This window comes from Enterobacter sp. Taxon_8, assembly GCF_058354585.1.
Map to the genome: position 1 here is coordinate 2,732,932 of NZ_CM177989.1, position 25,157 is coordinate 2,758,088.

The 25,157-nt window shown below is 49.8% G+C and carries 23 protein-coding genes; 10 read left to right on the forward strand and 13 right to left on the reverse strand.

Features of this window, described 5'->3' with window-relative positions; translation table 11 throughout:
- The first annotated feature begins 30 nt into the window (after window positions 1–30).
- Both AC4IBF_RS12945 and AC4IBF_RS12950 read left to right on the forward strand, forming a co-directional pair.
- Window positions 31–1,059, forward strand: a complete 1,029-nt coding sequence (locus AC4IBF_RS12945) for a sensor domain-containing diguanylate cyclase (RefSeq protein ID WP_143345715.1) — start codon at window positions 31–33, stop codon at window positions 1,057–1,059.
- A 45-nt stretch (window positions 1,060–1,104) separates the two neighbouring features.
- Window positions 1,105–1,203, forward strand: coding sequence for a YoaK family small membrane protein (locus tag AC4IBF_RS12950; RefSeq protein ID WP_029739841.1), 99 nt, complete (start codon window positions 1,105–1,107; stop codon window positions 1,201–1,203).
- 131 nt (window positions 1,204–1,334) lie between these two features.
- Here the strand turns inward: AC4IBF_RS12950 and AC4IBF_RS12955 are convergent, their stop codons facing one another.
- From AC4IBF_RS12955 to AC4IBF_RS12965, 3 genes are all read right to left on the reverse strand, one after another.
- Window positions 1,335–1,583 carry a GlsB/YeaQ/YmgE family stress response membrane protein gene (locus tag AC4IBF_RS12955; protein ID WP_008500746.1) on the reverse strand — a complete coding sequence of 83 codons (249 nt, stop codon included), beginning with the start codon at window positions 1,581–1,583 and terminating at the stop codon, window positions 1,335–1,337.
- Window positions 1,584–1,868: 285 nt separating this feature from the next.
- A complete protein-coding gene (locus AC4IBF_RS12960; RefSeq protein WP_491462872.1) occupies window positions 1,869–3,353 on the reverse strand; it encodes a sensor domain-containing diguanylate cyclase in 1,485 nt (494 codons plus the stop codon).
- A 113-nt stretch (window positions 3,354–3,466) separates the two neighbouring features.
- On the reverse strand, window positions 3,467–4,987 hold the full coding sequence (locus AC4IBF_RS12965; protein WP_491462873.1) for an EAL domain-containing protein: 1,521 nt from the start codon (window positions 4,985–4,987) through the stop codon (window positions 3,467–3,469).
- A gap of 235 nt (window positions 4,988–5,222) precedes the next feature.
- Here AC4IBF_RS12965 and AC4IBF_RS12970 point away from each other — a divergent pair, with 235 nt between their 5' ends.
- Window positions 5,223–6,722: an EAL domain-containing protein gene (locus AC4IBF_RS12970; protein WP_133294183.1), complete on the forward strand. Its 1,500-nt coding sequence runs from the start codon at window positions 5,223–5,225 to the stop codon at window positions 6,720–6,722.
- Between the two features lie 288 nt (window positions 6,723–7,010).
- Here the strand turns inward: AC4IBF_RS12970 and AC4IBF_RS12975 are convergent, their stop codons facing one another.
- From AC4IBF_RS12975 to icd, 3 genes are all read right to left on the reverse strand, one after another.
- Window positions 7,011–7,256 carry a DUF2543 family protein gene (locus tag AC4IBF_RS12975; RefSeq protein ID WP_111965567.1) on the reverse strand — a complete coding sequence of 82 codons (246 nt, stop codon included), beginning with the start codon at window positions 7,254–7,256 and terminating at the stop codon, window positions 7,011–7,013.
- Between the two features lie 74 nt (window positions 7,257–7,330).
- Window positions 7,331–7,678: a DUF1304 domain-containing protein gene (locus AC4IBF_RS12980; RefSeq protein WP_133294182.1), complete on the reverse strand. Its 348-nt coding sequence runs from the start codon at window positions 7,676–7,678 to the stop codon at window positions 7,331–7,333.
- A gap of 77 nt (window positions 7,679–7,755) precedes the next feature.
- Entirely contained in the window at window positions 7,756–9,006 is a 1,251-nt protein-coding gene (gene icd / locus AC4IBF_RS12985; protein WP_023292761.1) for an NADP-dependent isocitrate dehydrogenase, read from the reverse strand.
- A gap of 117 nt (window positions 9,007–9,123) precedes the next feature.
- On the opposite strand from icd, the gene rluE reads away from it, so the two are divergent.
- The 6 genes from rluE (at window position 9,124) to AC4IBF_RS13015 (ending at window position 14,543) form a co-directional block, all read left to right on the forward strand.
- Window positions 9,124–9,777 (forward strand): 23S rRNA pseudouridine(2457) synthase RluE, encoded by a 654-nt coding sequence (gene rluE / locus AC4IBF_RS12990; RefSeq protein WP_252092740.1) that lies wholly within the window; start codon window positions 9,124–9,126, stop codon window positions 9,775–9,777.
- Window positions 9,778–9,786: 9 nt separating this feature from the next.
- Window positions 9,787–10,260, forward strand: a complete 474-nt coding sequence (locus AC4IBF_RS12995; protein ID WP_133295416.1) for an NUDIX hydrolase — start codon at window positions 9,787–9,789, stop codon at window positions 10,258–10,260.
- 40 nt (window positions 10,261–10,300) lie between these two features.
- The gene (gene mnmA / locus AC4IBF_RS13000; protein ID WP_021241033.1) at window positions 10,301–11,413 is read left to right on the forward strand and encodes a tRNA 2-thiouridine(34) synthase MnmA; all 1,113 of its coding nucleotides are present in this window, start codon (window positions 10,301–10,303) and stop codon (window positions 11,411–11,413) included.
- Between the two features lie 27 nt (window positions 11,414–11,440).
- The gene (hflD, locus tag AC4IBF_RS13005) at window positions 11,441–12,070 is read left to right on the forward strand and encodes a high frequency lysogenization protein HflD (protein ID WP_013097081.1); all 630 of its coding nucleotides are present in this window, start codon (window positions 11,441–11,443) and stop codon (window positions 12,068–12,070) included.
- A 19-nt stretch (window positions 12,071–12,089) separates the two neighbouring features.
- Window positions 12,090–13,460: an adenylosuccinate lyase gene (gene purB, locus AC4IBF_RS13010; RefSeq protein WP_008500757.1), complete on the forward strand. Its 1,371-nt coding sequence runs from the start codon at window positions 12,090–12,092 to the stop codon at window positions 13,458–13,460.
- Between the two features lie 411 nt (window positions 13,461–13,871).
- Window positions 13,872–14,543: an SOS response-associated peptidase gene (locus tag AC4IBF_RS13015; protein WP_213373971.1), complete on the forward strand. Its 672-nt coding sequence runs from the start codon at window positions 13,872–13,874 to the stop codon at window positions 14,541–14,543.
- A 69-nt stretch (window positions 14,544–14,612) separates the two neighbouring features.
- On the opposite strand, the gene AC4IBF_RS13020 is transcribed toward AC4IBF_RS13015, so the two are convergent.
- From AC4IBF_RS13020 to AC4IBF_RS13040, 5 genes are all read right to left on the reverse strand, one after another.
- Window positions 14,613–15,743 carry a macro domain-containing protein gene (locus AC4IBF_RS13020; protein ID WP_213373969.1) on the reverse strand — a complete coding sequence of 377 codons (1,131 nt, stop codon included), beginning with the start codon at window positions 15,741–15,743 and terminating at the stop codon, window positions 14,613–14,615.
- Complete coding sequence (locus tag AC4IBF_RS13025) at window positions 15,737–17,080, reverse strand: DarT ssDNA thymidine ADP-ribosyltransferase family protein (protein ID WP_213373967.1); 1,344 nt, start codon at window positions 17,078–17,080, stop codon at window positions 15,737–15,739. Before AC4IBF_RS13025 ends, AC4IBF_RS13020 begins: the two co-directional genes overlap by 7 nt.
- A gap of 215 nt (window positions 17,081–17,295) precedes the next feature.
- The gene (locus tag AC4IBF_RS13030) at window positions 17,296–18,564 is read right to left on the reverse strand and encodes a Y-family DNA polymerase (protein WP_213373965.1); all 1,269 of its coding nucleotides are present in this window, start codon (window positions 18,562–18,564) and stop codon (window positions 17,296–17,298) included.
- A gap of 2 nt (window positions 18,565–18,566) precedes the next feature.
- Window positions 18,567–18,986, reverse strand: coding sequence for a translesion error-prone DNA polymerase V autoproteolytic subunit (locus AC4IBF_RS13035; RefSeq protein ID WP_041162658.1), 420 nt, complete (start codon window positions 18,984–18,986; stop codon window positions 18,567–18,569).
- Between the two features lie 151 nt (window positions 18,987–19,137).
- Window positions 19,138–20,535, reverse strand: coding sequence for a phage tail fiber protein (locus AC4IBF_RS13040; RefSeq protein WP_491462874.1), 1,398 nt, complete (start codon window positions 20,533–20,535; stop codon window positions 19,138–19,140).
- Window positions 20,536–20,666: 131 nt separating this feature from the next.
- Between AC4IBF_RS13040 and AC4IBF_RS13045 the strand changes: the two genes are divergently transcribed.
- Window positions 20,667–21,035, forward strand: coding sequence for a hypothetical protein (locus AC4IBF_RS13045; protein ID WP_213373963.1), 369 nt, complete (start codon window positions 20,667–20,669; stop codon window positions 21,033–21,035).
- Here AC4IBF_RS13045 and AC4IBF_RS13050 read toward each other — a convergent pair.
- Both AC4IBF_RS13050 and AC4IBF_RS13055 read right to left on the reverse strand, forming a co-directional pair.
- A complete protein-coding gene (locus AC4IBF_RS13050) occupies window positions 21,000–21,641 on the reverse strand; it encodes a hypothetical protein (protein WP_156731040.1) in 642 nt (213 codons plus the stop codon). The genes AC4IBF_RS13045 and AC4IBF_RS13050 overlap by 36 nt on opposite strands.
- Before the next feature lie 292 nt (window positions 21,642–21,933).
- Window positions 21,934–25,107 carry a TipJ family phage tail tip protein gene (locus AC4IBF_RS13055; RefSeq protein WP_491462875.1) on the reverse strand — a complete coding sequence of 1,058 codons (3,174 nt, stop codon included), beginning with the start codon at window positions 25,105–25,107 and terminating at the stop codon, window positions 21,934–21,936.
- Window positions 25,108–25,157 lie beyond the last annotated feature (50 nt).

Consider the following 25,157-nt stretch of genomic DNA (forward strand, 5'->3'; position numbering starts at 1 on the left):
ACGTCTTCTGCCTGGGAGTCATTCTACGTCATGTCGGATCTTATCCTCGCTCGCGTTTCAGAAACCCTTGCCACCGAGCAGTCCCTTGAAAGCCTCGTTCGCCAGCTGCTGGAGATGCTGGAGATTGTCACCGACATGGAGTCGACCTACCTGACGAAGGTCGATATCGAGGCGCGGCTGCAGCACATCCTCTACGCCCGCAACAGCAAGCAGATGACGATCCCGGAGGGTCTGAGCGTCCCATGGGACGAGACGCTGTGCAAGCGTGCGCTGGACAGTGACACGTTATTCAGCAATGACGTACCCGAACGTTGGCCCGAGTGTGAAGCCGCAAAAGCGCTTGGCATTACGACCTACATGAGTATACCTGTCCATCTTGCGGATGGTTCACTCTACGGTACGCTCTGCGCCACCAGCACGGCCAGAAAGCCGCTTAGCGAGCGCGGGGAACAGGTTCTGAAGCTCTTCGCCGGGCTGATCGCCCAGTCCATTCAGAAAGAGTCGCTGGTAACCCAGCTTCGCGAAGCCAATGCGGCCCTCATCGCGCACTCCTACACGGATGCCCTTACCGGTTTACCCAACCGTCGCGCCATTTTTGAAGATCTGACCACGCTGTTTTCTCTGGCCCGGCACCTTAAGCGTAACGCCATCATCGCGTTCATCGATCTGAATGATTTCAAACTGATTAACGATCGTTACGGCCATGAGGCTGGCGACCAGTTCCTGATAGAAGTGGGCAAGCGTTTGACGGAAGAGAAACAGGAGGACGATATTATCGGCCGACTGGGCGGTGATGAATTTCTGGTCGCATCGCTGAGCCAGCTCCACGAGGACGGAGATAACGCGCAGGTTACGCTGCTCAAAACGCGCCTCAGCGCCTGTATCGCAGGCGAATACTGGCTGGGCAGCGTTCATATTATTTATCCGGGCGCCAGCCTCGGCGTTATCGAAGTGGACCCTGCCGCAACCGATCCTGACAGCGCATTACGCGGCGCGGATGTCGCGATGTATCAGGATAAGAAAGGAAAAAGCAAAACACGCTTTCTCACTATGGATTAACCCCGTACACTCTACGGCGTTACAAAAACCGAAACAGGTGATGATATGAGAATAGGGATCCTCTTCCCGGTCGTTATTTTTATAACGGCGGTGATTTTTTTAGCGTGGTTTTTTGTCGGTGGTTACGCGGCGCCTGGGGCATAAATGAGAAAAACGACCCTCATTATGCTGATCGTTGCCATCGCGGCGTTTGCCGGCACCCAGCTTGGCTGGTGGTAAACGCCAATACGTAAAAAGGCCGCCATCTGGCAGCCTTTTTTCAACGCTTTTAAGCCTTAGCTTTTGATTTTTCTGTAGATAAACAGAACAACCAGCGCACCAATCACCGCGACGGCGAAACTGCCGAAGTTAAAGCCATCGACTTTGCCAAAACCGAACAGCGTACTGATCCAGCCGCCGACTACTGCGCCGACAATACCCAGTATTACGGTGACGATAAACCCACCGCCATCTTTGCCCGGCATGATCCACTTCGCCAGAATACCCGCAATAAGCCCAAAGATAATCCAGGATAAAATTCCCATAACTTTCCTCTCTGTATGGTTTTTGTCATTAAATCAACGACACAAAAAAGAATAGCACAGGATTTCAGAAAGGAAATTTGTGATAGGCGTCACAATGAGAGAGTGAGTGATTATTCATCAACAAAAAGAGCGTGCCACATAAACTGTGGGGTTGCATCTTTTGTTGAGAAAGATTATCTTTCTCAACACTGAATAGTTGAGCGAAATACTCAGGTATTCAGTACGACATTGCTCACATTGCTTCCAGTTTTTCTTGCCCACTCCTGAGTGGGCTTTTTTTTCTGCTCATACCCCAACAAACGCGTAACGGTTACGTCCTGCGCGCTTTGCCTGATAGAGCGCCTGGTCAGCGGCAATAATGATATTTTGCTGGCTGCCAGCGATGTCGACGGCACGTGCGGTAGAAATCCCGACGCTGACCGTTACCCGTCCGAAGGGGCTAAAAGCATGCGCAATTTGCAGGGAAAACACATTGCGAATAATCGTCTGGGCCAGTCGGAGCGCATCCTGAATATCCGTATCCGGCAATATCAGCGCAAACTCTTCTCCGCCGTATCGCGCCACAATCTGATTATCACGCGTAAGGCTCTCCCTGAGGCTGTTTCCGAGCATTGCCAGACACCGGTCCCCTTCCGGATGACCGTAGTTATCGTTGTATTTTTTGAAGTAATCCACGTCTACGATCAGTATCGAAATCGGTGCGTCATGCTCAGCACACATAATGATTTCCGAGAGGATTTTTTCATCAAAGAAGCGGCGGTTGTACAGCCCGGTCAACGCATCTTCTGAGGCAATAATCTTCAGCGCTTTGTTATCCCTTGTTTTTCGGGACAGGTCGGAATACAGGAAGTATGACGCCACAATGAGGATCGCCGTGAACACGAAAATGAGTACCGCCAGCTGAATGGCCTGTTTGCGCCAGGGTGCAAGGGCTTCATTAATGCTAACGGCCACGGTGGTGACCAGTCCGTAGCGTCTGTTTTTCTCGTAGGCATAAATGCGCTCGATTTTATCAAACCGGGAGATGGAGCTGGCTATCCCCGAATTTTGTACCTTGAGATATTTCCTGAATAGCGGTGAATCAGAAACAATCGTGCCGATATAAGTATTTTTAAAGGGATAACGGACCAGCAGCACGCCTGATTGCGTCGTTAAGCCGATGACGCCCGAGTGACCGATATTAATCTGCCCGTAGAGTGCCAGAAAATTTTCGATACCCAGCGTCACCACCACCACTCCGTTAAATGCCCCGCTCTCGGTTTCAAGGCGTCGACTGATGGTGATAACCCATTTGCCATTGGTTCTGCTTACCACCGGCTCCCCAATAAAAATCTGCTGAGTTTTATTTTCTTTGTGATAGATAAAAAACTCTCTGTCCGAGCCTTTGCGTGACCCGGTAAAACTTTCATGCAGTGCGGTGAAGATATCGCCCTGAGCGTTGTAAACAACCACATTATTAATCTGGGTAAGAAGGTTATCCTGATTATTGATCATGTGCTGAATATTGGCCGCCTGCTGCGGGGTCATACCATAAATTTCGATTATGTCGGAAACGGTAGTAATTAACATTTCACTCTGGCGTATGATCCCCTCGGTGTAGACATCAAGGGTATGGCTCAGGTTAGCAACGCTGGTATTAATTTGCTGGATTGACTGCTGTCTGGACGTGGCTATTTGGACGGCGAGCGACAGCGAGAGGATCAATGAAACAATGATGACGGTAATGGTTGTTGTGTAAAAAGTATTTTTCACATGCACGAGCTTTTCCACCTTATCACGCCTGACATCCCTGGCTGACAACTCTTGTCACTGTAACAAAGCTCGGGATAAGAGGAAAATGAATTGCACTTAAGCAGACAACGGAAGCTTGCCTTTATTTTGATTTACAAACTTACGATCTCCCTGGGTTTAGATAAAATGACTTTAATAAAATCGATATAGGAGACGGGCTTACCAAAATAATATCCCTGTAACAGGGTTATCTCATTACGGTTGAGATACTCCAGCTGCTCTTTTGTTTCTACTCCTTCAGCTACAATGCGCAATGAGAGTTTTTTCGCCAGATCAATGACGCAGTCCAGCAGGATCGTTGAGTCCTTTTCCTCTGAAACCCGGTTCACAAAGCTTTTATCAATTTTAATATAATCAATGGCAAGCGCATTAAGGCATGACAGCCCGGAATAACCCGTACCAAAATCATCAAGGGCAATAACAAAACCGGCGTTATGCAGCATGTTGAGGTTTTCCACCAGGTGAGGATTATCGATCAGCGGTTCACGCTCGGTCACCTCGAGAACCAGTTTGACTTCTTTACCCTGAAACCCCTTCCCGAAGACGCGACAGTCCCCGATAAAGGAAGGTGCATTGATGTGTCTGGCGCTGATGTTCACCCCGATATGAAACCCGTCCGGTAGCTTAGGCAACAGTGGTTTAAGCTGTGCGACCACTTTCGCCATCAACCCTTTGGTTAACGGGATAATTAAACCGCTACGTTCGGCAATCGGAATAAAGACATCCGGCGGGATAAAGCCTGACTTTGGATGTTTCCATCTCGCCAGGACCTCAACGCCGTACAACCCGCCGGTATCCCCGTTCACGATCGGCTGATAATAAGGCTCGATCTCCCCCTGCAAAATGGCTTTGCGCAAATCGTCTTCGAATGAGGTGCTTTTCCCCTTGTAACGGCGGATCAAAATGCCCACCGCCACGGATAATGCAAGAATAAGCAGTGTCAGGCTCCATCCCTGCTGCAGTAGCCGCGTCAGGCTAAAAAAGGCAGGAGGCTGCCAGGCCAGGCTAAAAGGGAACTGCGAAGATGTCGTAAGTGACCCCGCCCACGAGGCCGCTTTCCAGCCGGTCACATCACCGCTGCGGGTAAACATTCTTTCGCCGACAACCAGTCCCAGGCCAACGCTATTTGATGCGCTCGTAATGGCATCCTGCAAATGCGCGTCGCTGATGCTGACCATGACGCGCCCTCCCGCAACGGGCATCTGAAAGACAAGCACCGGCATGCCGTTCACCAGCCGATTGCCGGGTAGCAGCATCAACTTTTCGGCAGGTAAGGTCTCAGGGTTAATAATCAATACGCCATTCCCGGGAAGGGAAGTACAGATGATTCTGCCCTGCTGCTGGATCATGATGGCGCGCAGATGCGGTTTTAGCGCGGCTTCCGTCCCCAACGCCAGCTGTCCGCTACTGGTACACCCCTGCTCCGCAACGCGCTTCGCCGTGCTGGCCGCACTGACTGCTTCAGCCAGAATACTTTCTATTTTTTGGGTGCTTGCCGTCGCGGCATGACTATTACTCAGCTTCGCCATCTGCCATAGCTGCCAGTTAATAATCAGAATGCCGCTCAGAAAAAGAAACAGGGCACTCATAATAGGGATCATCACGTTGCGCATGATGTTTTCCTTAATAGAAAAAACAAGCATGGATGTACTAGAAGAAAAGCCTGTGCTAATCCGGCGTTGCTTATGACAATGAAAATAGCTTAGCTGAGAATTGTCTTAAAAAACTGATGCTTTCGTATGAGTTCACCTGCCTGAATTTGCTCACATGACGTGACTATCAGGCTTGTTCCTTGCCCAGGCTGTGTTAAGCTTTGTGAAATCAGGGAGCGGACTGGATATCTGGAAAATGAAAAAGCGCATTGCCGTTGCTATCGTTTCAACGCTTCTGGTCTTCCTGTCTCTTTATGCCGTCAATGCTGTCATCACAGGACAGCAGAAGAGCAAACAGCTCGAAATATCCCGAACCCTTTTACATTATTCAGAAGACCTGTCCCAAAACGTTGCGCTGGGCCTAAAAAGCATAACGACGCAGGGATGTGATAAAGCCAGCCTTGATAGCTACAGACAAATCAAGCTTAATAATCTTTATTTTGGCGATATTGGTTTTATCGAAAAGGGAAAAATAGTCTGTACCGCTTTTTGGGGGAAACTCGCAACGCCCGTTGCACTTCCTGCAGAACTGCATAAAACGCCGAGAGGCTTTCTCCTGGCCCAGTTTTCGCGAAAAGACTTTTTCACGGGCAACGCGGCAATTTATAACAATATTATTATCTTCACCTCCCGCTATGCTTACGATAAATTCAGCCCGGTTACCGCAAGTTATTCGCTAAGTGCTACCACGAAAGACTTCGGCAGAGTCTTTTTTTCGGCCGCTCCGGAGCTAAATCAGCAGAGCTGGCTGCATTCGACGTTGTTTACCCTGACCCTGACGCAGTGCAGCGCCTTCTGGGACCTGTGCGTCATCGTGAAGCATCATGACGCTGGGCTGGCCTCGTTACCTCCGTTTATCTTTGCGCTTCTTGCGGTCATTCTCTGTTTGATCTGGATCGCGATTACGTTGTTTATCTTCCGAATCTATGAAGATCGTTTTTCTCTGGAACGCACGCTGATCAAAGCCGTCATCACGAATACCATCTGCGTTAACTATCAGCCCATTATCCGCATTCACGATAAAAAAATCGTGGGTGTTGAAGTTCTGTCGAGATGGCGCGATCAAAAGCACGGGGACGTCTCTCCGGAGCTGTTTATTCCATTAATTAAGAAGATTGGTCTGTATAAAAAATATTATAGTAATATTATCGAAAAATCCCTTTCCGAAATTGCCCCACTGGCGATAAAACACCAGCTGATAGTCTCAATCAACGTTGGGCGGAAGGAAATTGAAGATGGACAGTTCATTACCATTTTGCGTCGTGCGTGTTTTGCCAATCACCTACCCCTTTCCCTGATGAAGGTCGAACTCTCTGAGAAAGCCGTTTCAACGGCAGATATCCTAGAGGGATTCTGTCGGGAGCTCAAATCGCTCGGCGTTAAAATATCAATAGATGATTTTGGCGTGCAAAACTCGAACCTCGCCCGCCTGTCGCTGCTTGAATATGATGAAATCAAAATTGATAAGTCGCTGGTGGACGGCATCAGCGAGCATTATAAGCAAAACATCTTCGCTATCTTCAGCGATGCTCTTGCAAGATTGAATAAAACGCTTGTATTCGAGGGCGTGGAAAATGAAATTCAATATCGCTTTATTGCGGACAGATATCCCGATGCCCTGATCCAGGGATGGTATTTTTCAAAAGCACTCACCCGCAGCGAACTGGCGAAGCAACTCACCGGCGTCACACCGTAATCCAAAACTGGCGTGCCCGTTTTTTCCAGTCGGGCATTTCAATTTTTTACGCAAAAACATATAGTCGTCACAATCAGACGGTAGATTACCCTGAAGCACACTCATATTTTGGTTAAAAACGTGAAATTATCCTTACTATTCCCAGTGGTACTCTTTTGCCTGACCGTTATTTTCGCGCTGTTTATCGACGCCCCCGCTTCGCATATTCTGCGGAAAAAGTGCATGTGGTCCGATAGCGTGATGCTTAGCTGTATCGCAAAGCATCAGCATAACGGTTTTTGAAGCAGGCTATTCATTTCCCCACTGATTGAGGAAGTTCGCAATATCATCAATGCGCCCCGCACGGATCCCGGCCTCAGCGGCCATCTCCTGCTGGGCTTCCTCGCTAATCTCCTCGTTATTCGATAAACGGGTAAGCAGCAGCTGGAAATAATGTGCCAGCGCGTCGAGCTCTGACTCAGCGACGGACTCTGCGGCTTCCGTCGCGTACTCATCGGCAATGTCATAATATTTCAGTGGGATATCGTTGTTCATAACTGTCTCGTCGCTAACCTGTAAGGGTGAAGCCATCAGTATATCGGACGCCTTATCTCAACCAAAGCATTGCTTCAGATGAGCAACGCAAGCAGCGCCGCGAGAGCGGGTACGGCCTGTACATACAAAATTTTCCGGCTGGCGGTGGCTGCGCCAAAGAGCCCGGCGATCAGCACGCAGGCCAGGAAGAAGATGGCCACCTGAATACCCTTTTCGCCGAGCCAGAGGCTCCAGAGCAGACCTGCCGCCAGAAAACCGTTATACAGCCCCTGATTCGCGGCCAGTACGCGGGTATCGCGCGCAAAATCAGGACGCAGATTAAAGGCCTTGTGCCCTGTTTTGGTATTCCACAGGAACATTTCCAGCACAAGAATGTAGAGATGGATGAGTGCAACGACAGCGATAAGAAGAGTAGCTAGCATCGTGTTGTCTCCCGCAGGCAGAGGCAAAAAAAACGGGAACCCTCAGGCCCCCGCTCTTGTTTAACCCAGAATCTGGATTACATGTTCGCGATAATCGCGTCGCCAAACTCTGAGCATTTCAGCAGCTTAGCGCCTTCCATCAGACGTTCGAAATCGTAAGTTACGGTTTTCGCGTTGATCGCGCCTTCCATACCTTTAACGATCAGGTCTGCGGCTTCGAACCATTCCATATGACGCAGCATCATCTCTGCAGACAGGATGATAGAGCCTGGGTTCACTTTGTCCTGACCCGCGTATTTTGGTGCAGTACCGTGTGTCGCTTCGAACAGGGCGCATTCATCACCGATGTTCGCGCCAGGGGCGATACCGATACCGCCAACCTGCGCTGCCAGGGCGTCAGAAATGTAGTCACCGTTCAGGTTCATACAGGCAATCACGTCGTATTCTGCAGGACGCAGCAGGATCTGCTGCAGGAACGCATCGGCGATCACATCTTTAATGACGATCTCTTTGCCGGTGTTCGGGTTCTTGATCTTCTGCCATGGGCCGCCGTCGATCAGCTCACCGCCGAACTCTTCTTTCGCCAACTGGTAGCCCCAGTCTTTGAACGCGCCTTCGGTGAACTTCATGATGTTGCCTTTGTGAACCAGGGTCACAGAGTCGCGGTCGTTGGTGATAGCGTATTCAATCGCCGCACGCACCAGACGCTTGGTCCCTTCTTCGGAACATGGCTTGATGCCGATACCACAATGCTCAGGGAAGCGAATTTTCTTCACGCCCATCTCTTCGCGCAGGAATTTAATCACTTTTTCTGCGTCAGCAGAGTCCGCTTTCCATTCGATACCCGCGTAGATGTCTTCTGAGTTTTCGCGGAAGATAACCATATCGGTCAGTTCAGGGTGCTTAACCGGGCTTGGGGTGCCCTGATAGTAACGAACCGGACGCAGACACACGTACAGGTCCAACTCCTGGCGCAGTGCCACGTTCAGGGAACGGATACCGCCGCCAACTGGCGTCGTCAGTGGGCCTTTAATAGCAACGCGGTAGTCGCGGATCAGGTCCAGCGTTTCTGCTGGCAGCCAGACGTCCTGGCCATAAACTTGAGTAGATTTCTCACCGGTGTAAATTTCCATCCAGGAAATTTTACGCTCGCCTTTGTAGGCTTTCTCAACAGCGGCATCAACCACTTTCAGCATCGCCGGGGTAACGTCTACACCGATTCCGTCACCTTCAATGAACGGGATAATCGGATTGTGAGGAACGTTAATCTTGCCGTTTTGCAGGGTGATCTTTTTACCTTCCGCCGGAACAACTACTTTGCTTTCCATTAACCTCTCCTTCGAGCGCTTCTGGTTGTTACTGATCTTATGTTAATAAATTGTAATGAGCCCTTCGATAGTACCTGATTGTCCTGCGCCATGAAAGGTCTTCGTTATTAAGCTATAATGCGGCAATTGATAACGCCTGAAAATACCATGAAGAAAACTTCTTTTACAAAACACCGGGTTGAGCGATTCAGCTCACGACAAGCCGCCAGAAGACCGCAAGAAACCCAGCCAAAGCGGGTTATTTTGTTCAATAAACCCTACGATGTTTTGCCGCAGTTTACCGATGAAGCCGGGCGCAGCACGCTGAAGGATTTTATTCCCGTTCATGGCGTCTACGCAGCCGGGCGTCTGGACCGCGACAGCGAAGGCCTGCTGGTCTTAACCAACGACGGCGCGCTGCAGGCGAGGCTCACGCAGCCGGGCAAACGCACCGGCAAAATTTACTTCGTCCAGGTCGAAGGCGAGCCGGACGAACAAACGCTGGAAAAATTGCGCAAAGGCGTCACGCTGAACGACGGCCCAACACTGCCCGCAGGTATTGAACGCGTGAATGAACCGGAGTGGCTGTGGCCGCGCAATCCGCCGATTCGTGAACGCAAATCCATCCCGACCAGCTGGCTCAAAATCACCCTTTACGAAGGCCGCAACCGTCAGGTTCGCCGCATGACCGCACATGTCGGCTTCCCTACCCTGCGTCTGGTTCGCTACGCCATGGGCAGCTACACGCTGGATACGCTGGCAAACGGCGAATGGCGCGATGCTGCCCCTTAAGGAGAAATGATGTTTAAACCTCATGTTACGGTTGCCTGCGTGGTCCACGCCCGGGGTAAATTCCTGGTTGTCGAAGAGAGCATTAACGGCAAAGCGCTGTGGAACCAGCCTGCCGGACACCTTGAAGCCAATGAAACCCTGCTGGAGGCAGCAAAACGCGAGCTGTGGGAAGAGACAGGCATTCACGCCGAACCCCAGCACTTCATCCGTATGCACCAGTGGATTGCGCCCGACAGCACCCCGTTCCTGCGCTTTTTATTCGCCGTTGAGCTTAGCGAAACGTGCGCCACTGAGCCGCAGGATGACGATATAGACCGCTGTCTGTGGGTCACCGCCGACGAGATCCTGAACGCGCCAAACCTGCGCTCCCCGCTGGTTGCGGAAAGCATTCGCTGCTGGCAGTCAAGCGCACGCCTGCCGCTGGATGTCATCGGCGCATTTAACTGGCCGTTTACAGAGGGTGCCAATGGTGGGGGGGCGTGATAGAATACGCCGCCTTGAAGTTCAATGTCGTGAGTATTCCATGTCAGATAACAGCCAGAAAAAAGTGATCGTCGGCATGTCCGGCGGTGTCGATTCCTCCGTTTCCGCCTACCTGTTACAGCAACAGGGCTATAAGGTGGAGGGCCTGTTCATGAAGAACTGGGAGGAAGATGATGGCGAGGAATACTGCACTGCCGCAGCGGATCTTGCCGACGCGCAGGCCGTATGCGATAAGCTCGGCATTGAACTGCACACCGTTAACTTTGCTGCAGAATATTGGGACAACGTTTTTGAACTGTTCCTGGAAGAGTACAAAGCGGGCCGCACGCCGAACCCGGATATTCTGTGCAACAAAGAGATCAAATTTAAGGCCTTCCTGGAATTCGCCGCGGAAGATTTGGGCGCTGACTACATCGCGACCGGCCACTATGTGCGTCGTGCAGACGTGAATGGTAAAAGCCAGCTGCTGCGCGGTCTGGACGGCAACAAAGATCAAAGCTATTTCCTCTATACGCTGAGCCACGAGCAGATCGCCCAGAGCCTGTTCCCGGTCGGCGAGCTGGAAAAGCCGCAGGTGCGTAAAATCGCCGAAGAGCTGGACCTGATCACCGCGAAGAAAAAAGACTCTACCGGCATCTGCTTCATTGGCGAGCGTAAATTCCGCGATTTCCTGGGGCGCTACCTGCCCGCACAGCCGGGTAAGATCGTCACCGTCGACGGTGAAGAGATTGGCCAGCATCAGGGGCTGATGTACCACACGCTCGGCCAGCGTAAAGGCCTGGGTATCGGCGGAACGAAAGAAGGTAGCGAAGATCCGTGGTACGTAGTCGACAAAGATGTCGAAAACAATATTCTGGTTGTTGCTCAGGGTCACGACCATCCGCGTCTGATGTCCGTTGGCCTGATCGCGCAACAGCTGCACTGGGTCGATCGTGAGCCGCTGAAAGGCACGCTGCGCTGCACGGTGAAAACACGCTACCGTCAGACCGATATTCCTTGCACCGTTACCGCGCTCGATGACGATCGCATTGACGTGCGCTTCGACGAGCCGGTTGCCGCCGTCACCCCAGGTCAGTCTGCTGTCTTCTACAGCGGTGAGATCTGCCTGGGCGGCGGGATCATTGAACAGCGCCTGCCGCTGCCTGCTGTTTAATACGATTTCACACATAAAGGAGACCGTGTGGCGAAGAACTATTATGACATCACCCTGGCGCTGGCGGGAATTTGCCAGTCAGCCCGTCTGGTGCAACAGCTCGCGCATCAGGGTCATTGCGACGCTGATGCCCTGCACGTTTCACTGAACAGCGTTATCGATCTTAACCCCGGCTCGACCCTGGGTGTGTTCGGCGGCAGTGAAACCAATCTTCGTCTCGGTCTTGAAACCCTGCTTGGCGTGCTTAACGCCAGCAGCCGTCAGGGATTAAACGCAGAGCTGACCCGCTACACGTTGAGCCTGATGGTGCTGGAGCGTAAGCTGAGCGCAGCAAAAGGCGCGCTTAATACCCTGGGCGATCGCATTGCCGGGTTACAGCGTCAGCTCGACCATTTTGATCTGCAGTCCGAAACGCTGCTCAGCGCGATGGCCGGCATTTATGTTGACGTCATCAGCCCGCTGGGCCCGCGTATTCAGGTCACCGGGTCTCCTGCCGTGCTGCAAAGCCCGCAGGTACAGGCAAAAGTGCGCGCGTCCCTGCTGGCAGGTATCCGCGCTGCAGTGCTGTGGCACCAGGTCGGTGGTGGCCGCCTGCAGTTAATGTTTTCTCGTAATCGCCTGACCACTCAGGCAAAACAAATTCTTGCTCATTGTTAACCTCCCGGAGTTGCGAATTATGGAATTATCCTCACTGACCGCCGTATCCCCTGTCGATGGACGCTACGGCGATAAAGTCAGCGCGCTGCGCGGGATCTTCAGCGAATATGGTTTGCTGAAGTTCCGTGTTCAGGTTGAAGTACGCTGGCTGCAAAAGCTGGCCGCCCAGGCAGCAATCAAGGAAGTTCCTGCTTTTGACGAAAAGGCAAACGATTACCTTGATAAAATCGTTGCTGAGTTTAGCGAACAAGACGCCGCGCGCATTAAAACCATTGAACGCACTACCAACCACGACGTGAAGGCGGTTGAGTACTTCCTGAAAGAGAAAGTGGAAAGCGTTCCTGCGCTGCACGCCGTGTCTGAGTTCATCCACTTCGCCTGTACCTCTGAAGACATCAACAACCTGTCCCATGCGCTTATGCTCTCCACCGCGCGCAAAGAGGTGGTGCTGCCTTACTGGCGTAAAATCATCGACGCGGTGAAAGCGCTGTCCGTGGAATACCGCGACATTCCGCTGCTCTCCCGTACCCACGGCCAGCCAGCCACCCCGTCCACGATGGGTAAAGAGATGGCCAACGTAGCGTATCGTATGGAACGCCAGTATCGTCAGTTGGAACAGGTTGAAATCCTCGGCAAAATCAACGGCGCGGTCGGTAACTATAACGCCCACATCGCCGCTTATCCGGAAGTGGACTGGCACCAGTTCAGCGAAGAGTTCGTGACCTCTCTGGGCATTCAGTGGAACCCGTACACCACCCAGATTGAGCCGCACGACTATATCGCCGAACTGTTTGACTGCATCGCGCGCTTCAACACCATCCTGATCGACTTCGATCGTGACGTGTGGGGCTACATCGCCCTGAACCACTTCAAGCAGAAAACCATCGCCGGTGAAATCGGCTCTTCCACCATGCCGCACAAAGTAAACCCTATCGACTTCGAAAACTCAGAAGGCAACCTGGGCCTGGCGAACGCCGTGCTGCAGCATATGGCGAGCAAACTGCCGGTATCCCGCTGGCAGCGCGACCTGACCGACTCCACCGTACTGCGTAACCTGGGCGTGGGTATTGGCTATGCGCTGATCGCGTATCAGTCCACCCTGAAAGGCGTGAGCAAGCTGGAAGTGAACCGTGACCGTCTGCTGGACGAGCTGGATCACAACTGGGAAGTTCTGGCGGAGCCAATCCAGACCGTGATGCGCCGTTACGGTATCGAAAAACCGTATGAGAAGCTGAAAGAGCTGACCCGCGGCAAACGCGTTGACGCCGAAGGCATGAAGCAGTTTATCGACGGTCTGGCGCTGCCGGAAGAAGAGAAAACGCGCCTGAAGGCGATGACCCCTGCGAACTACATTGGCCGCGCCATCACCATGGTTGACGAGCTAAAGTAACGCCCCTCTCCCCCTTTTCGCCCGAAAAGGGGGATGCTTTTCCCCGGTTTACTCAATGTTTATCCCCAAAACAACATAATCAGCGTTAGACTGTTTAGCGAAAAATACAACCAACATTAAAACAACATCTTATATAGTTTTCAGTAGCTTATAACAATTACAGTGCAGACATTATCGGACAATAATGGTCATTTTATCGCCCCAAATCATGCCCCCAGCACGATTTTGCCCCCAAATTTGCCCCAAAATTCACACTTTTGCGTAGCTCCTTCCAGTTTCGTAACACACCGCTTTACGGCTCTCTACCTGATCAGCATAATCGCCACGAATCCGTTTGTAAGACTTAAACTGCGCACGCTACTTTTTCTTCCTGCCCTATACTTTCAGTCTGAAATCAGACTGGAGGTTTCTATGTGTGGACGTTTTGCACAAGCCCAAACCCGTGAAGAATATCTTGCTTACCTGGCCGATGAAGCCGATCGTGATATCGCATATGACCCAGAGCCTATTGGACGGTACAACGTCGCGCCAGGTACCAAAGTTCTGCTGCTGAGCGAACGCGACGAGCAGCTGCATCTCGATCCAGTGTTCTGGGGCTATGCGCCCGGGTGGTGGGATAAGCCGCCACTGATTAACGCGCGCGTCGAAACTGCGGCTACCAGTCGAATGTTTAAACCTTTGTGGCAGCATGGCCGCGCGATCTGCTTTGCAGATGGATGGTTCGAATGGAAGAAGGAAGGCGAAAAGAAACAGCCCTACTTCATTCACCGTGCCGACGGCCAGCCGATATTCATGGCGGCGATTGGTAGCACACCATTTGATCGCGGCGATGAAGCAGAAGGTTTTCTCATCGTGACGTCTGCAGCTGACAAAGGGCTGGTGGACATTCACGACCGTAGGCCGCTTGTTCTGTCTCCTGAATCGGCCCGCAAGTGGATGCGACAAGAGGTAGGAGGAAATGAGGCTGAAGATATAGCTGCCGACGGTACAGTGCCCGCCGATAAGTTTATCTGGTATGCTGTGTCGCGCGCTGTAGGGAACGTGAAAAACCAAGGGCCAGAGTTAATCGAGGTGGCCCGTTAAATAAACAAAAGAAACGCACCTATAATGCGCGAACAATGAACATCATCGTATCGTTTCCTGTAACCCATATCAAAAGGAGATTTCCAGCATTTGTTCACAATCGAACGGTTTTAAGGGTTTTGCGTTTATATTAATAGCAGCTAAATAATCCTCATTTTGAAGATTGTCGTATTTCATAAAATATGAATTCAACCTACCATTTATTATGGTATCCGCCTGTTTTTCAAGCCATTTCAGCCTTTCTGTAGTAAAAATAATCCTCTTGCAAATAAACATACGACCCATAACAGAAGGTATATATTCTTTTTTATCAAATGATTTAAAAGGATCACCTATTGAAAGAATAGATATATTACCCGTAACGCCTTTGCCTCGCACTTTCTCTGCTGAATACGAAATTCCGCTTGGCAAAAAAATCCCTGATTTCACACCTTGTTTAATAGAATGCAAAGCCATTTTTTTATCAAACGCAGAACCACCAAACAAAATACTCAGGCTATTAGCCTTACAATACTCAATTAATTTAAGGATAACAACTTTTTCCTGATCATTAGGTTTAGTACTGGCGATTAAAGAAATATCAAACTCTTTAATTTCGTTGCCTAGCGCCCAAAGATCTTTTTCCGTATAGCGCATCAATCCAAAAGGATAGAAATCATCTTTAACCGATATTAAATTCACTCCTAAATTTTTAAGTTCTGCAATTTTACTAGGTGTAATAATCGTCGATTTACCTGCGTTTTTTGAAGATTCCGGCTCAAAAACTAAAATATTGTTTTTATCTTCAGAAAGATATTTAAGTATTAGTTTTTTAACGTTACTCCAATCCAATCCACCATGTCCACAACCGAGAGCTGGTAGTGTTATCGTTAAACCTTCCTTATCACTTAAATATTCGGAAAGCCAGGCAAGACCGTTTTCAATATATTCGTATTCAGAAGGGTTACGCCAATGGTCCTTAGTAGGGAAATTTATAATTTCAATCCCTTTAGAGAACATATCTTCCTTTTTCCACACGCTAGGTTTTCCTGGTGCTATTTCTCTAGCCTTACATTGACGGACATACTCCTTGAACATCTCAGGATATTTATTTTTAAATGCTAAAGCGACACCAGTCCCCATGACACCTACACAGTTAACTGTGTTAATTCTTATATCAGCATCATAATCAAAGAAGTTGCCTTTAACAAAATTTAACATTGACTATTACTCCTAATCCCGCGCCTAAATCTTTCTTCTAAGCCCTCTATTGATTTACTGTGGATAGTAACCCATTCTGGATTGATTGCATACATATCTGCTTTTGATAGAGCAATTAACATTTGCAAATCATTTTGATTATTAATTATGTCAAACAATTGCTCCTCATTACGATCTTTTGCAACAATGTCACCGATCAAGTCATCATAAGTAACCAAGGTTACTATCTTTCTCACGGATTGTTCACTAAGCCCGCCTATATCTTCAGTAAGAATTCGTTTCAGCATAGGCAAGGACTTTGCGGCATGGTCATTATCAGCTTTAGTCATTCCATCCTCTCCCCAGCGAGACTTCGGCCCTTTTCCTATGTCATGCAAATATGCGGATAAAAGAACAATATATTTATCTTCATCAGACAAACTAGTATATTCAACGAACTGATTTAGAGCACTAGCTACCTTTCTGCTATGTGTGCCTACATCATCAGTATGCGGCCAATAACTTGCCTTTAAACCGTCTATATCGCCAAGCTCTTTTATAGATGAAAAGTTGTTTTCTATTGCCTTTAATGCATCACGAATACTACTAAACTTTTTAAAACCTTTACAATCTTCACATATTTTTGTAATCGTCGACTCCATGGCGCGCTTTAGATGAAAGGGTCCTGTTACAATTGATGCTCTTCCACCAGCATAAAAGTTAATATAATAGTGATCTTCATCATACCGGATTGGAGGCGCTTGTATTCCTTTGGATTTGAATACTTCTAAAACTTTGTTCTTGACCCATTCATTCCAAACAACTATATAAGCCACATCTGAAATATTGATACTATCTGGGACAAGTAACTCAGCCATCTTCTGGTGACGAGCTTCCTCTGACGGGCAAGCCCATTTTTTGCTATCAATAATATCCCAGTTTAAAGAATGAAGCATGTTTAATGATGAAGCGTTATAAAAATTTGGTGGTATATCAGTGTTTGCCGAAGCGTCAGAAAAAACAACTCCAACTTTTTCTTCAATGATTTTTATGGGAATAGCGAAGTAAATAAGAAACATTTGATCAATATTTTTTTTGTTAATCACACCCAGTTGCATTGAGTTTCTTTTAGAGAAATAAAAAGGGACATAGTCATGGACAAACTTGCCGTCAGAACACGGTACCGACATCGTACTTCTTCTTCCTTGTATCCCAAGTTCGGCAATATTCTGATGAGAAATATTTTGTTCATTTTTTAAGTTGGTACATAACAGCCCGTTTTCGATTATAGAATTAAGATTGTCAATCGAAGTAAAATGATATGCGTATCTTCCTTTGAGGCTATCTGGGAGTGCCATAAGTTAATCCTTAGTTTAATCGTTATCCAACATCATTAATCATCCATAGTTCAGAAAATTATTGCATTAGCCTTTAACGCAGGAAAGCGAAAAAAAGTGATATGATGCACAATTCCCCAAAATTAGTAGTGTGGCTGTTCTGGATCTAGGTGGTTCTTCTGCCAAATGCACAAGTCCGCTTCTAGCACATAGCGGATTAGAACTACCAGTATATTTTATTTTACTCTCAATAGATCAGAATATCTTGTTGTATAACGGGGAGAAAGCATTTCACGCTTCATCTTCCACTGCGGCTGAATGCCCTGGCCGGCAAAGTAGAGCGTTCCTTTTCCGTCTTTTGCGTTCAGGTGATCGAGCACTTCCATCAACCTTTCGCTACCTGCCCGTGGCGCGTTCTCGTCGAACAGGTTGAGCTGAGCCACACCCTGGCTGAAAAAATCCCCGAGCATGATTCCTGCCTTCTGGTACCGGTGACCATCCTTCCAGATTTTGTCCAGGCACTTTATCGCGGCGTTGATGATGTCTCGGGAATCCTGTGTAGGGGTAAGAAGCTTCATTGACGCGCTATTACCATAATATGGCTCGTTAAGTGCAAAGGGAGAGGTTTTCACGAACGCAGAGATAAAGCGGCAGTATTGATGCTCACCCCGAAGTTTTTCAGCACCTCGGGCGGCATAGCTGCAGATAGCCTGGCGCATCTGTTCATACTCAGTAACGCGTTCGCCGAATGACCGACTGCAGACGATTTCCTGCTTAGCTGGTGCAAACTCCTCCAGATCCAGACATGGTTCGCCGCGCAGCTCCCGGACAGTTCGTTCCAGGACGACATTGAAGTGCTTTCGGATAATCCACGTACTCTGCTCAGAGAGGTCCAGAGCTGTTTTGATGCCCATGGCATTAAGCTTCTTACTGATTCTGCGACCAACGCCCCAAACATCCTCTACAGGCACGATAGCCAATAGCCGACGCTGGCGATCGATATTGGACAAATCAACAACTCCGCCCGTCTGACGCTGCCATTTCTTGGCGGCGTGATTTGCCAGCTTGGCGAGGGTTTTCGTCTGCGCGATGCCAACCCCGACAGTCAGGTGCGTACGCTTCAGAACCGTAGCGCGGATCTCTTTGCCGAACTCCGTCAGGTCCCGGCAGTTCCTAACGCCCGTCAGGTCACAAAAAGCTTCATCGATACTGTAAATTTCAACGCGGGGGCTCATTTCTTCAAGCGTTGTCATTACCCGGTTTGACATATCAGCATAAAGCTCATAGTTGCTGCTGAAGCAAACAACGCCAGCCCGCCGGAAAAGCTCTTTTTGCTTGAAGAACGGCTCTCCCATAGTAATTCCAGCGGCTTTGGCCTCGACGCTGCGTGCTATTACACAGCCGTCATTGTTCGAGAGAACAACCACTGGCCGCCCTTTCAAATCGGGCCGAAACACTGTTTCGCATGATGCGTAGAACGAATTCACATCACAGAGCGCAAACATATTCAGCTCGCAGATTTAACGATGAAAGTCACGACGCCGAAAACGTCCAGAGTGTCTTCGCTGCCAACAACAATCGGACTGTAGGCGCTGTTCATAGGATTGAGCTGCACTGTTGGGCGCAGCTGCAGGCGTTTAACAGTGAATTCCCCTTCCACCGCGGCGATGACAATGTCACCATGTTCAGCTGTGCGCGAACTGTCCACCACCAGCAGATCACCGTCGCTAATCCCGGCTTCGATCATTGAATCACCCGCGGCTTTGACGAAGTATGTTGAGCTCGGGTGGGAAACCAGTAACTCATTGAGATCGATACGCTGTTCAACGTAATCAGCAGCGGGGCTTGGAAAACCACACTGTACTAAGTCACTGAAAAGCGGGAGAGCGATAATTTCTCGCAGTTCTGTTGGCCTGATGAATTCCATTGCACACACCTCAAAGACTGTTTTTATATACAGTAGTTTTATTTGTAAGTGTCCGCAAGATGCAGGCCCAGCAGCGGCTGCTTAAAGCTTCGCCGTTTCGTTTCTAAGTTTCTCACGCGCTTCGAATTATGCCGTTTGTAAATTTCTCAACTTAAGTCGGGGCTGTCTCAGCAACTTTAATTTTTTGGTTGAATAAACAATCAGTCGGCATTTCTACCCGAACGCAGACGAACTGATCAGCAGGGATATCAATAGGATCTCCATCGTTTATACCGTCCTGTTCGTTCCTGCCGAATGCTGGTGCATCAGAGTGTGTACGATGATAGGTTTTGACCAACACAGAACCATCGGCATTAACCTCATAATCCAGCCAAATCAGCGGTTGTTTATTCCGGTCTGTGGGAATCTCAAACCCTCCGTCGATACCGCCCCAGGCAGCGTCTGAACTGAGTGATTCACACCCATCAATGAGATATTGGCCTACATCCAGACGAGTGACCGTAACACCTTCTGATTCATCGTTAGTTTCATATCGTCCGTCACCGTAAATCTTCACAATTGGTGACGCGATTTTGATAAACCCGTTGCTATCTACGGTTGTGTTGCTTGTATCACGCGCTACGGCGAGATTGTACCAGGACTGAGAGTTGGGGTTATAAACCTTATAACCGAACCCACGTTTACCATTATTGTCGCCATAAAAACCTATTAGCTGCATTCGGGCGGCTTCATCGGCAGAGGTAATATCAATCCATGCCCCTACGGCTCCACCTTCAACCTGGCCAGTAATGAAGCCGGTACTGTTTTTCCAGTAAATGTTCGTCGGTGTATCACCAGGCGCAAACCGTGCTGTCTTTTGTCTTATGGCTCCAATGTTAGTACAGGCTCCCCAGTAATCTCCGGTGGTTGCCCCCGTTCCGCCATAACGGGTTCCGAGTGGTACCGGATTACCATTATCCGAAACAACGACGCCCCATTCGTCTTTTCGTACGACAAGCGCATGATCCTGCGACGGGCCATAGACGATGCTCTGATCTTCCTGGGTAACGAATGTGCCTAAACCGAGGTTTGTGCGAGCGCCTGATGCGGTTGTCGATCCGGTACCACCCTGGTTAACAGGTACGGCCCCACCGCTCTTAGTCGCCATATTGTCAGACAGATATTTCCATGACGGGCCGGTGAAGGTAGTGCCGTCTGGCAGCTTCACTGTGATGTTTCCGGCGGCGCTGTAAACCTGCTGCCAGTTCTGTTTGTCGTAATTCAGTCCACGCAGCGCTTCAGCACTTTGCGCCACCAACGCGGCAGTTACCATGTTCAGAGCAACGCGGGGGACGGCTGACCAGGCTGCGCCGGATTGTGTTGGCCCGGTGAAGTTGCTGACAAGCGTGAGCTGCGTGCCACTGTCGACTGTTTTCACTGGCAGCGTATACGGAACCCCGCCCACAGTTGAGACAATAAAGTCACCTGCGGCGAGTTCGGTTGTGAATGAGGTTCCTGAACCGCCAACAATAGCGGACCCGTTTGTCAGGGTGATAGTTCCTGCAGACATATGCGCTCCTTTCGGGCAATAAAAAACCCCGCCGGAGCGAGGTCAAATTTTTGAGGATAAAAACCCTTTTGTGTTTGAGAAAAAGCACATCATTAGATTAAAATTCACCCATAACAACAAAAGGGAATTACATGAAAACTCGTTTTTTACTCACAGCCATTACATTTTTTATGTTTGGCTGCTCTGGCCATAAAAAAGAGTATAATTTCAAAATGGATTACCCAGTAGATGCAGCGCGCTTATCACTTGGTGGTGATATTCACGTCAACATCGACTGTGTAAAAAGGAAAGTTAACGTTATTTCAGATAGCAGCAATGGTATTTTTAGCCGTCATGTTAATAAGCGACTGAGTAATATTTGCTATAAGAAAGCAGATAATTTTGATGTTGTGTACAGGTTCGAGCCAGCAAAGGGGGTTAGGCAAAACATGATCGCTACGCATTATCCCCGCGTTCCACCTGCATCAAATGCCGACAAACTGAGCGATGGGGATTCGTAACCCACGCCCCTGGAGTGTCTGGCTCCAGCTACGCTGATTTTTTGAGATGTATCGGCCCTGCAGCTGCGAGCCAGTCCACTTCAGAGCAATGCCTGAGTAACCCGTTACCCCTCCATCATCACTGAGGTTTCCGGGGCAGTTATTCACCAGAATCCACGGGGTAAAGCTGAGGTTTAACACAAAGGTATTGTTCTGCAGGTCATAGTTCGCCGGCACGTCAAAGAAGCCAACAACCCTTGGCATTTTCGATGCTGATGCAGCACTCCAGATAAGGTTTCCGGCACTATCGAAAACATCCAGGTAACCGCTCTGCATTCCGATGTTTCTCGTCGTGCGGATCATGCTGCCTGCATTGTCTTCAAGAAGCTCAGCTCCGGGTAAACCATACTTGTTTACGTCCAGTTTAAGCCACCGCAAGGTTCCGTCATTCCAGAATTGTTGCTGGGTGAAACCCAGCGTACTTCCGTCACCGAACGGGCTATCCACGCGGTAAAACCCTTTATCGGTAACAGCACCCAGCGAGCGTTGATCATAAAAAAGGGTGGACCTGTTTTGAGAGTCAACAAGCAACTTTCCGTCACTGTTGTAAACTTCGAAACCGCTCATTGAAAGTTATAAACCTCAACTGTGAAAGTGAATGCAGGACTGCCAGTGATCGGTAAATAGAATGCAGTGAAGCCGCCATTAAAAGCGCGGCAGTAATATTCATTCGCAGTTACCCCCGACGTTACAATCGTTATAAATGAGCCATCCTGAGTTATACCCGAAAAATAAACGTCTTTTACCGTTTCTCCGGCAGCAAACGTTACAGATGTGCTCCCTATATATCTGATTGCATAATCAGTTAGATCTACAGCAATACGCCCTGCACTATCCCAGCATTGTAAACCCTGCGGCATTACCATAACCCCATTCTGACGCGCAGCACGTTGTTGCTGTCGTAAATCTGAATAAGAGTGCTGGTTATCAGCATTCTCCCCCCTCCAGCTACGCCGTTAATTTCGAACGTCCCGTTTTTATCAATTCGCCATCCCTGCGACCCTGCAACATAATTATTTGACTGGATGAAATTGCCGATTTTGGCATTGGTGATCGTGCCATCCTGAATAAACGCTGAGCTGATAAATACCTGGCCATTTATCACCGCGAATGGTGAATACTGGGTATCACCACTGCCACTCATCAGCACGAACTGGTTAGCGTTGAAACCAACGCGGGTAACGATCGGCTGCCCTGCCTGCGCCAGAACGGCAATCGACATCCCGGCGTTATACATGATGCCGTTTATCCTGACGCCTGCTTTGAGGGTATAGATCGCCGAAGCGCCGGAGGCATCGACGACGGCGGTAAGCTTATCCTCCAGTGCTGCAGTTACGTCCTCTATCTGCGCCTGTACCTGCGTTGATAGTTCGGCCATTGCCTTATCCACCTCAGCAATCGTCGTTTTAACAACAAGGATATCGGCACGCACTTCCCCGTATTGTGCCCACTGATGCTCGACTGTTCCGTGGTTCGCGAGGGCGTTCTGAAGAATTCCTTCAATGTTGGTATCGATGTCACCAGTGAGGCGCTCCCCATCAGCAGAGGTAAGGAAATCGCCTGCGATATCACCCAGATAATCATCGGCGTTATCGTTAGACATCCCCCTGATCCAGTCGGTATAACCAGACTCGTTACCCGTTCTGTCTACCAGTTGCGCGCGGTACCAGAATTCCTGCCCTGCTTTAAGGCCGAGCTGGGTGTATTCCGCAGATGGATAAGGCACATCTGAGAGCAAGAGTGGATCTGAAAAGTCACTGTTGGCAGTGTACTGAATTTCCGTTTTTAGCGTATCGCCGGTGTTTGTCGGAAAACCCCAGTTCAGACGGATCCCCCAGTTAATGCCCGTGGCCGTGAATCCTACTGGCTTAGGCGGATTACCTACTTTGCCGGTCAGGGTCTTCTCTTCTGAATATCCCCATCCTGAGGAAATTTCAGCGGCATTAATTGCGCGCACGCGCACCAGGTAGCGCCCGGAATAAATCCCCGGGACGTCAAATGACGTGGTGGAGCTGCGCGGCATGTTCACCCAGTTTCCGTCATTGCGGCGCCACTGCCCCTCATAGGCGATAGCGTTCTGCGCCTGGTCCCAGCTGACGCGCATCGTTTCGACGCTGATATTCTGCTGAACCACAGAAAACGAGCTGATCACGATGTTAGCTGGCGGTGACTGATTACCAGGAGGTATTACACTTATTGGCCGCTGGTCGATAATTGCGCCAGTATCGATACGGGCATATTTATCCGGATCGTGCCATGCAGCGGTGATCGAGAAGGTGCCATTATCGTTATCGCTTACGCTGACAACGCGGTACTGCTGAGCGTAAAGCTCGTCAGATTCCACCACCCAAACAGCTTCGGCCTGCGGCGTCTCACTGTATGCCGTGGTGACTGTGACTGATTCACCGTTCACGGTCTGAATGGTCCTGCTCTGCGACGCTCCGGAAGGTAGGTTGAGAATAAGGCGATCACCTGCGGCCGCATCTGCCACGCGGTCAAGTTTGATAACGCGACCGTTAACGGCGCTGATGCGGCCGCCCATAACCTTTCCGGAAATCAGTTCGTCTGCCACGGCGATGATGTAGCCCGGCTGTGGTATGTTTCCATCCAGGCCGACATCGAACGAAACAACACGGTCTTTATTGTTGGTGAGGATGCCCCAGCGGCCTTTTCGGTTTGCTTCTGATTGCCGGGTGCATCCGATAGCCGTCATCTCCAGTTGATTAAAGCCGTAACGTGCCACCAGCGCCTGCTCAAATACGGGCTCCATCGCGTCAGCGTAGGCGTTATCCGGATCGGACCAGGATACCAGCGCTGTGGTGTATCGGGTTTTCGTGGTGCTGCTCGAATAGGTGAAGCGACCGTCAATAACGTTCGCGCGCGTATAGCTGTAATCAACATCACGTGGCATGTCAGCCAGGGCAACGATCTGATCCCCGCCCCAGTAAGTCATGCCGCGGAAGATAGCGGCAAAATCACGCAACACAGTGTAAGCGTCGTTACGGTCCTGGATATAGACGTTGCAGGTATACCGTGGTTCGGTACCGCTTCCGCCTTTGCCGTCCGGTACCTGCTGATCGCAATACTGAGCCACCTGATACAACGTCCATTTATCGATGTTAGCCGCAGTAAGCCGGTTACCAAGACCGAAACGATCGGTAACCACCAGATCGTAAAAAATCCACGCCGGGTTATCCGTCCATGCCCATTTAAACGCCCCGGTCCATGTACCGCTATAGGTTCGGGTTTCAGGGTCATAAGTATCAGGAACACGGATAACACGTCCGCGGGGCTCACAGGAGATCTGCGGGATTGAGCCGTTAAACTGGCTGGAGTCGAATTCAATATACAGCAGCGCGGTGTTCGGATAGCGCAACTTGGCGTCGATCACCTCAGTGAAGCTCTGCAGTGTCATCGTGTCGCCAATCTTCGCGCTGTTAGCATCGGCTGTAATTTTACGCAGTCTGATGGTCCAGGTACTGCCAGCCTGAGGTAAATCAATTCGGTGGCTACGCTCGTAACCAGAGGTTGTTTTCCCGGTAACGCTGGTATTGAGTACCGTCTGCCATGTTCCGCCGTCAGTCTGCAGGTCAATCGCATAGTTGATCGAATAGCCGACCAAATCCCCGTCATCTTCCTGTTTAAACAGAGACGGCCATTTCAGACGCAGGCGTACTGCCGATAGCTGGGTGTTAGTGAAAGTGCGTGTCCATGCGGTAACACTGGAAACTTCAGTACCCACGCTGATTTCGTTTTCGGTACCGGGAATGCCCTGAATGTAATTTTGTGCCTGCGTTCCCGCGCGAAACTCCCACGTCACGCCGCTGAAGTTTTGTGAGCCGTCGGAGTTCTCCAGCGCCGTTCCGTCCAGGTAGATATCTTTGCCGGTTAGCTGCCCTGCAAACTCCCCTTCCCCAAGCGCAACGAGGATTTTAGCCTTCGCTACAGATTGAAGATCATCTGGCTGTTCAGTAGGGGTTCGGGAACTGGAACTGCCGCCCTTGCGGCCCTTTAACACTTTTTCTGTAGCCATATTGCGCCCATAAAAAAGCCACCCGAAGGTGGCCTGAAAAAAGGTTTGTT

Excerpts from the sequence above, each read along its gene's own strand:
- AC4IBF_RS12965 (WP_491462873.1), bottom strand. The coding sequence starts at position 4,987 with ATGCGCAACGTGATGATCCCTATTATGAGTGCCCTGTTTCTTTTTCTG.
- icd (WP_023292761.1), bottom strand. The coding sequence starts at position 9,006 with ATGGAAAGCAAAGTAGTTGTTCCGGCGGAAGGTAAAAAGATCACCCTG.
- rluE (WP_252092740.1), top strand. The coding sequence starts at position 9,124 with ATGCGGCAATTGATAACGCCTGAAAATACCATGAAGAAAACTTCTTTT.
- purB (WP_008500757.1), top strand. The coding sequence starts at position 12,090 with ATGGAATTATCCTCACTGACCGCCGTATCCCCTGTCGATGGACGCTAC.
- AC4IBF_RS13025 (WP_213373967.1), bottom strand. The coding sequence starts at position 17,080 with ATGGCACTCCCAGATAGCCTCAAAGGAAGATACGCATATCATTTTACT.
- AC4IBF_RS12975 (WP_111965567.1), bottom strand. The coding sequence starts at position 7,256 with ATGAACAACGATATCCCACTGAAATATTATGACATTGCCGATGAGTAC.
- AC4IBF_RS13035 (WP_041162658.1), bottom strand. The coding sequence starts at position 18,986 with ATGGAATTCATCAGGCCAACAGAACTGCGAGAAATTATCGCTCTCCCG.
- AC4IBF_RS13040 (WP_491462874.1), bottom strand. The coding sequence starts at position 20,535 with ATGTCTGCAGGAACTATCACCCTGACAAACGGGTCCGCTATTGTTGGC.
- mnmA (WP_021241033.1), top strand. The coding sequence starts at position 10,301 with ATGTCAGATAACAGCCAGAAAAAAGTGATCGTCGGCATGTCCGGCGGT.
- AC4IBF_RS13020 (WP_213373969.1), bottom strand. The coding sequence starts at position 15,743 with ATGTTAAATTTTGTTAAAGGCAACTTCTTTGATTATGATGCTGATATA.
- AC4IBF_RS13030 (WP_213373965.1), bottom strand. The coding sequence starts at position 18,564 with ATGTTTGCGCTCTGTGATGTGAATTCGTTCTACGCATCATGCGAAACA.
- AC4IBF_RS12950 (WP_029739841.1), top strand. The coding sequence starts at position 1,105 with ATGAGAATAGGGATCCTCTTCCCGGTCGTTATTTTTATAACGGCGGTG.
- AC4IBF_RS12945 (WP_143345715.1), top strand. The coding sequence starts at position 31 with ATGTCGGATCTTATCCTCGCTCGCGTTTCAGAAACCCTTGCCACCGAG.
- AC4IBF_RS12995 (WP_133295416.1), top strand. The coding sequence starts at position 9,787 with ATGTTTAAACCTCATGTTACGGTTGCCTGCGTGGTCCACGCCCGGGGT.
- AC4IBF_RS13045 (WP_213373963.1), top strand. The coding sequence starts at position 20,667 with ATGAAAACTCGTTTTTTACTCACAGCCATTACATTTTTTATGTTTGGC.
- AC4IBF_RS13055 (WP_491462875.1), bottom strand. The coding sequence starts at position 25,107 with ATGGCTACAGAAAAAGTGTTAAAGGGCCGCAAGGGCGGCAGTTCCAGT.
- AC4IBF_RS12980 (WP_133294182.1), bottom strand. The coding sequence starts at position 7,678 with ATGCTAGCTACTCTTCTTATCGCTGTCGTTGCACTCATCCATCTCTAC.
- AC4IBF_RS12955 (WP_008500746.1), bottom strand. The coding sequence starts at position 1,583 with ATGGGAATTTTATCCTGGATTATCTTTGGGCTTATTGCGGGTATTCTG.
- AC4IBF_RS12970 (WP_133294183.1), top strand. The coding sequence starts at position 5,223 with ATGAAAAAGCGCATTGCCGTTGCTATCGTTTCAACGCTTCTGGTCTTC.
- AC4IBF_RS13050 (WP_156731040.1), bottom strand. The coding sequence starts at position 21,641 with ATGAGCGGTTTCGAAGTTTACAACAGTGACGGAAAGTTGCTTGTTGAC.
- AC4IBF_RS13015 (WP_213373971.1), top strand. The coding sequence starts at position 13,872 with ATGTGTGGACGTTTTGCACAAGCCCAAACCCGTGAAGAATATCTTGCT.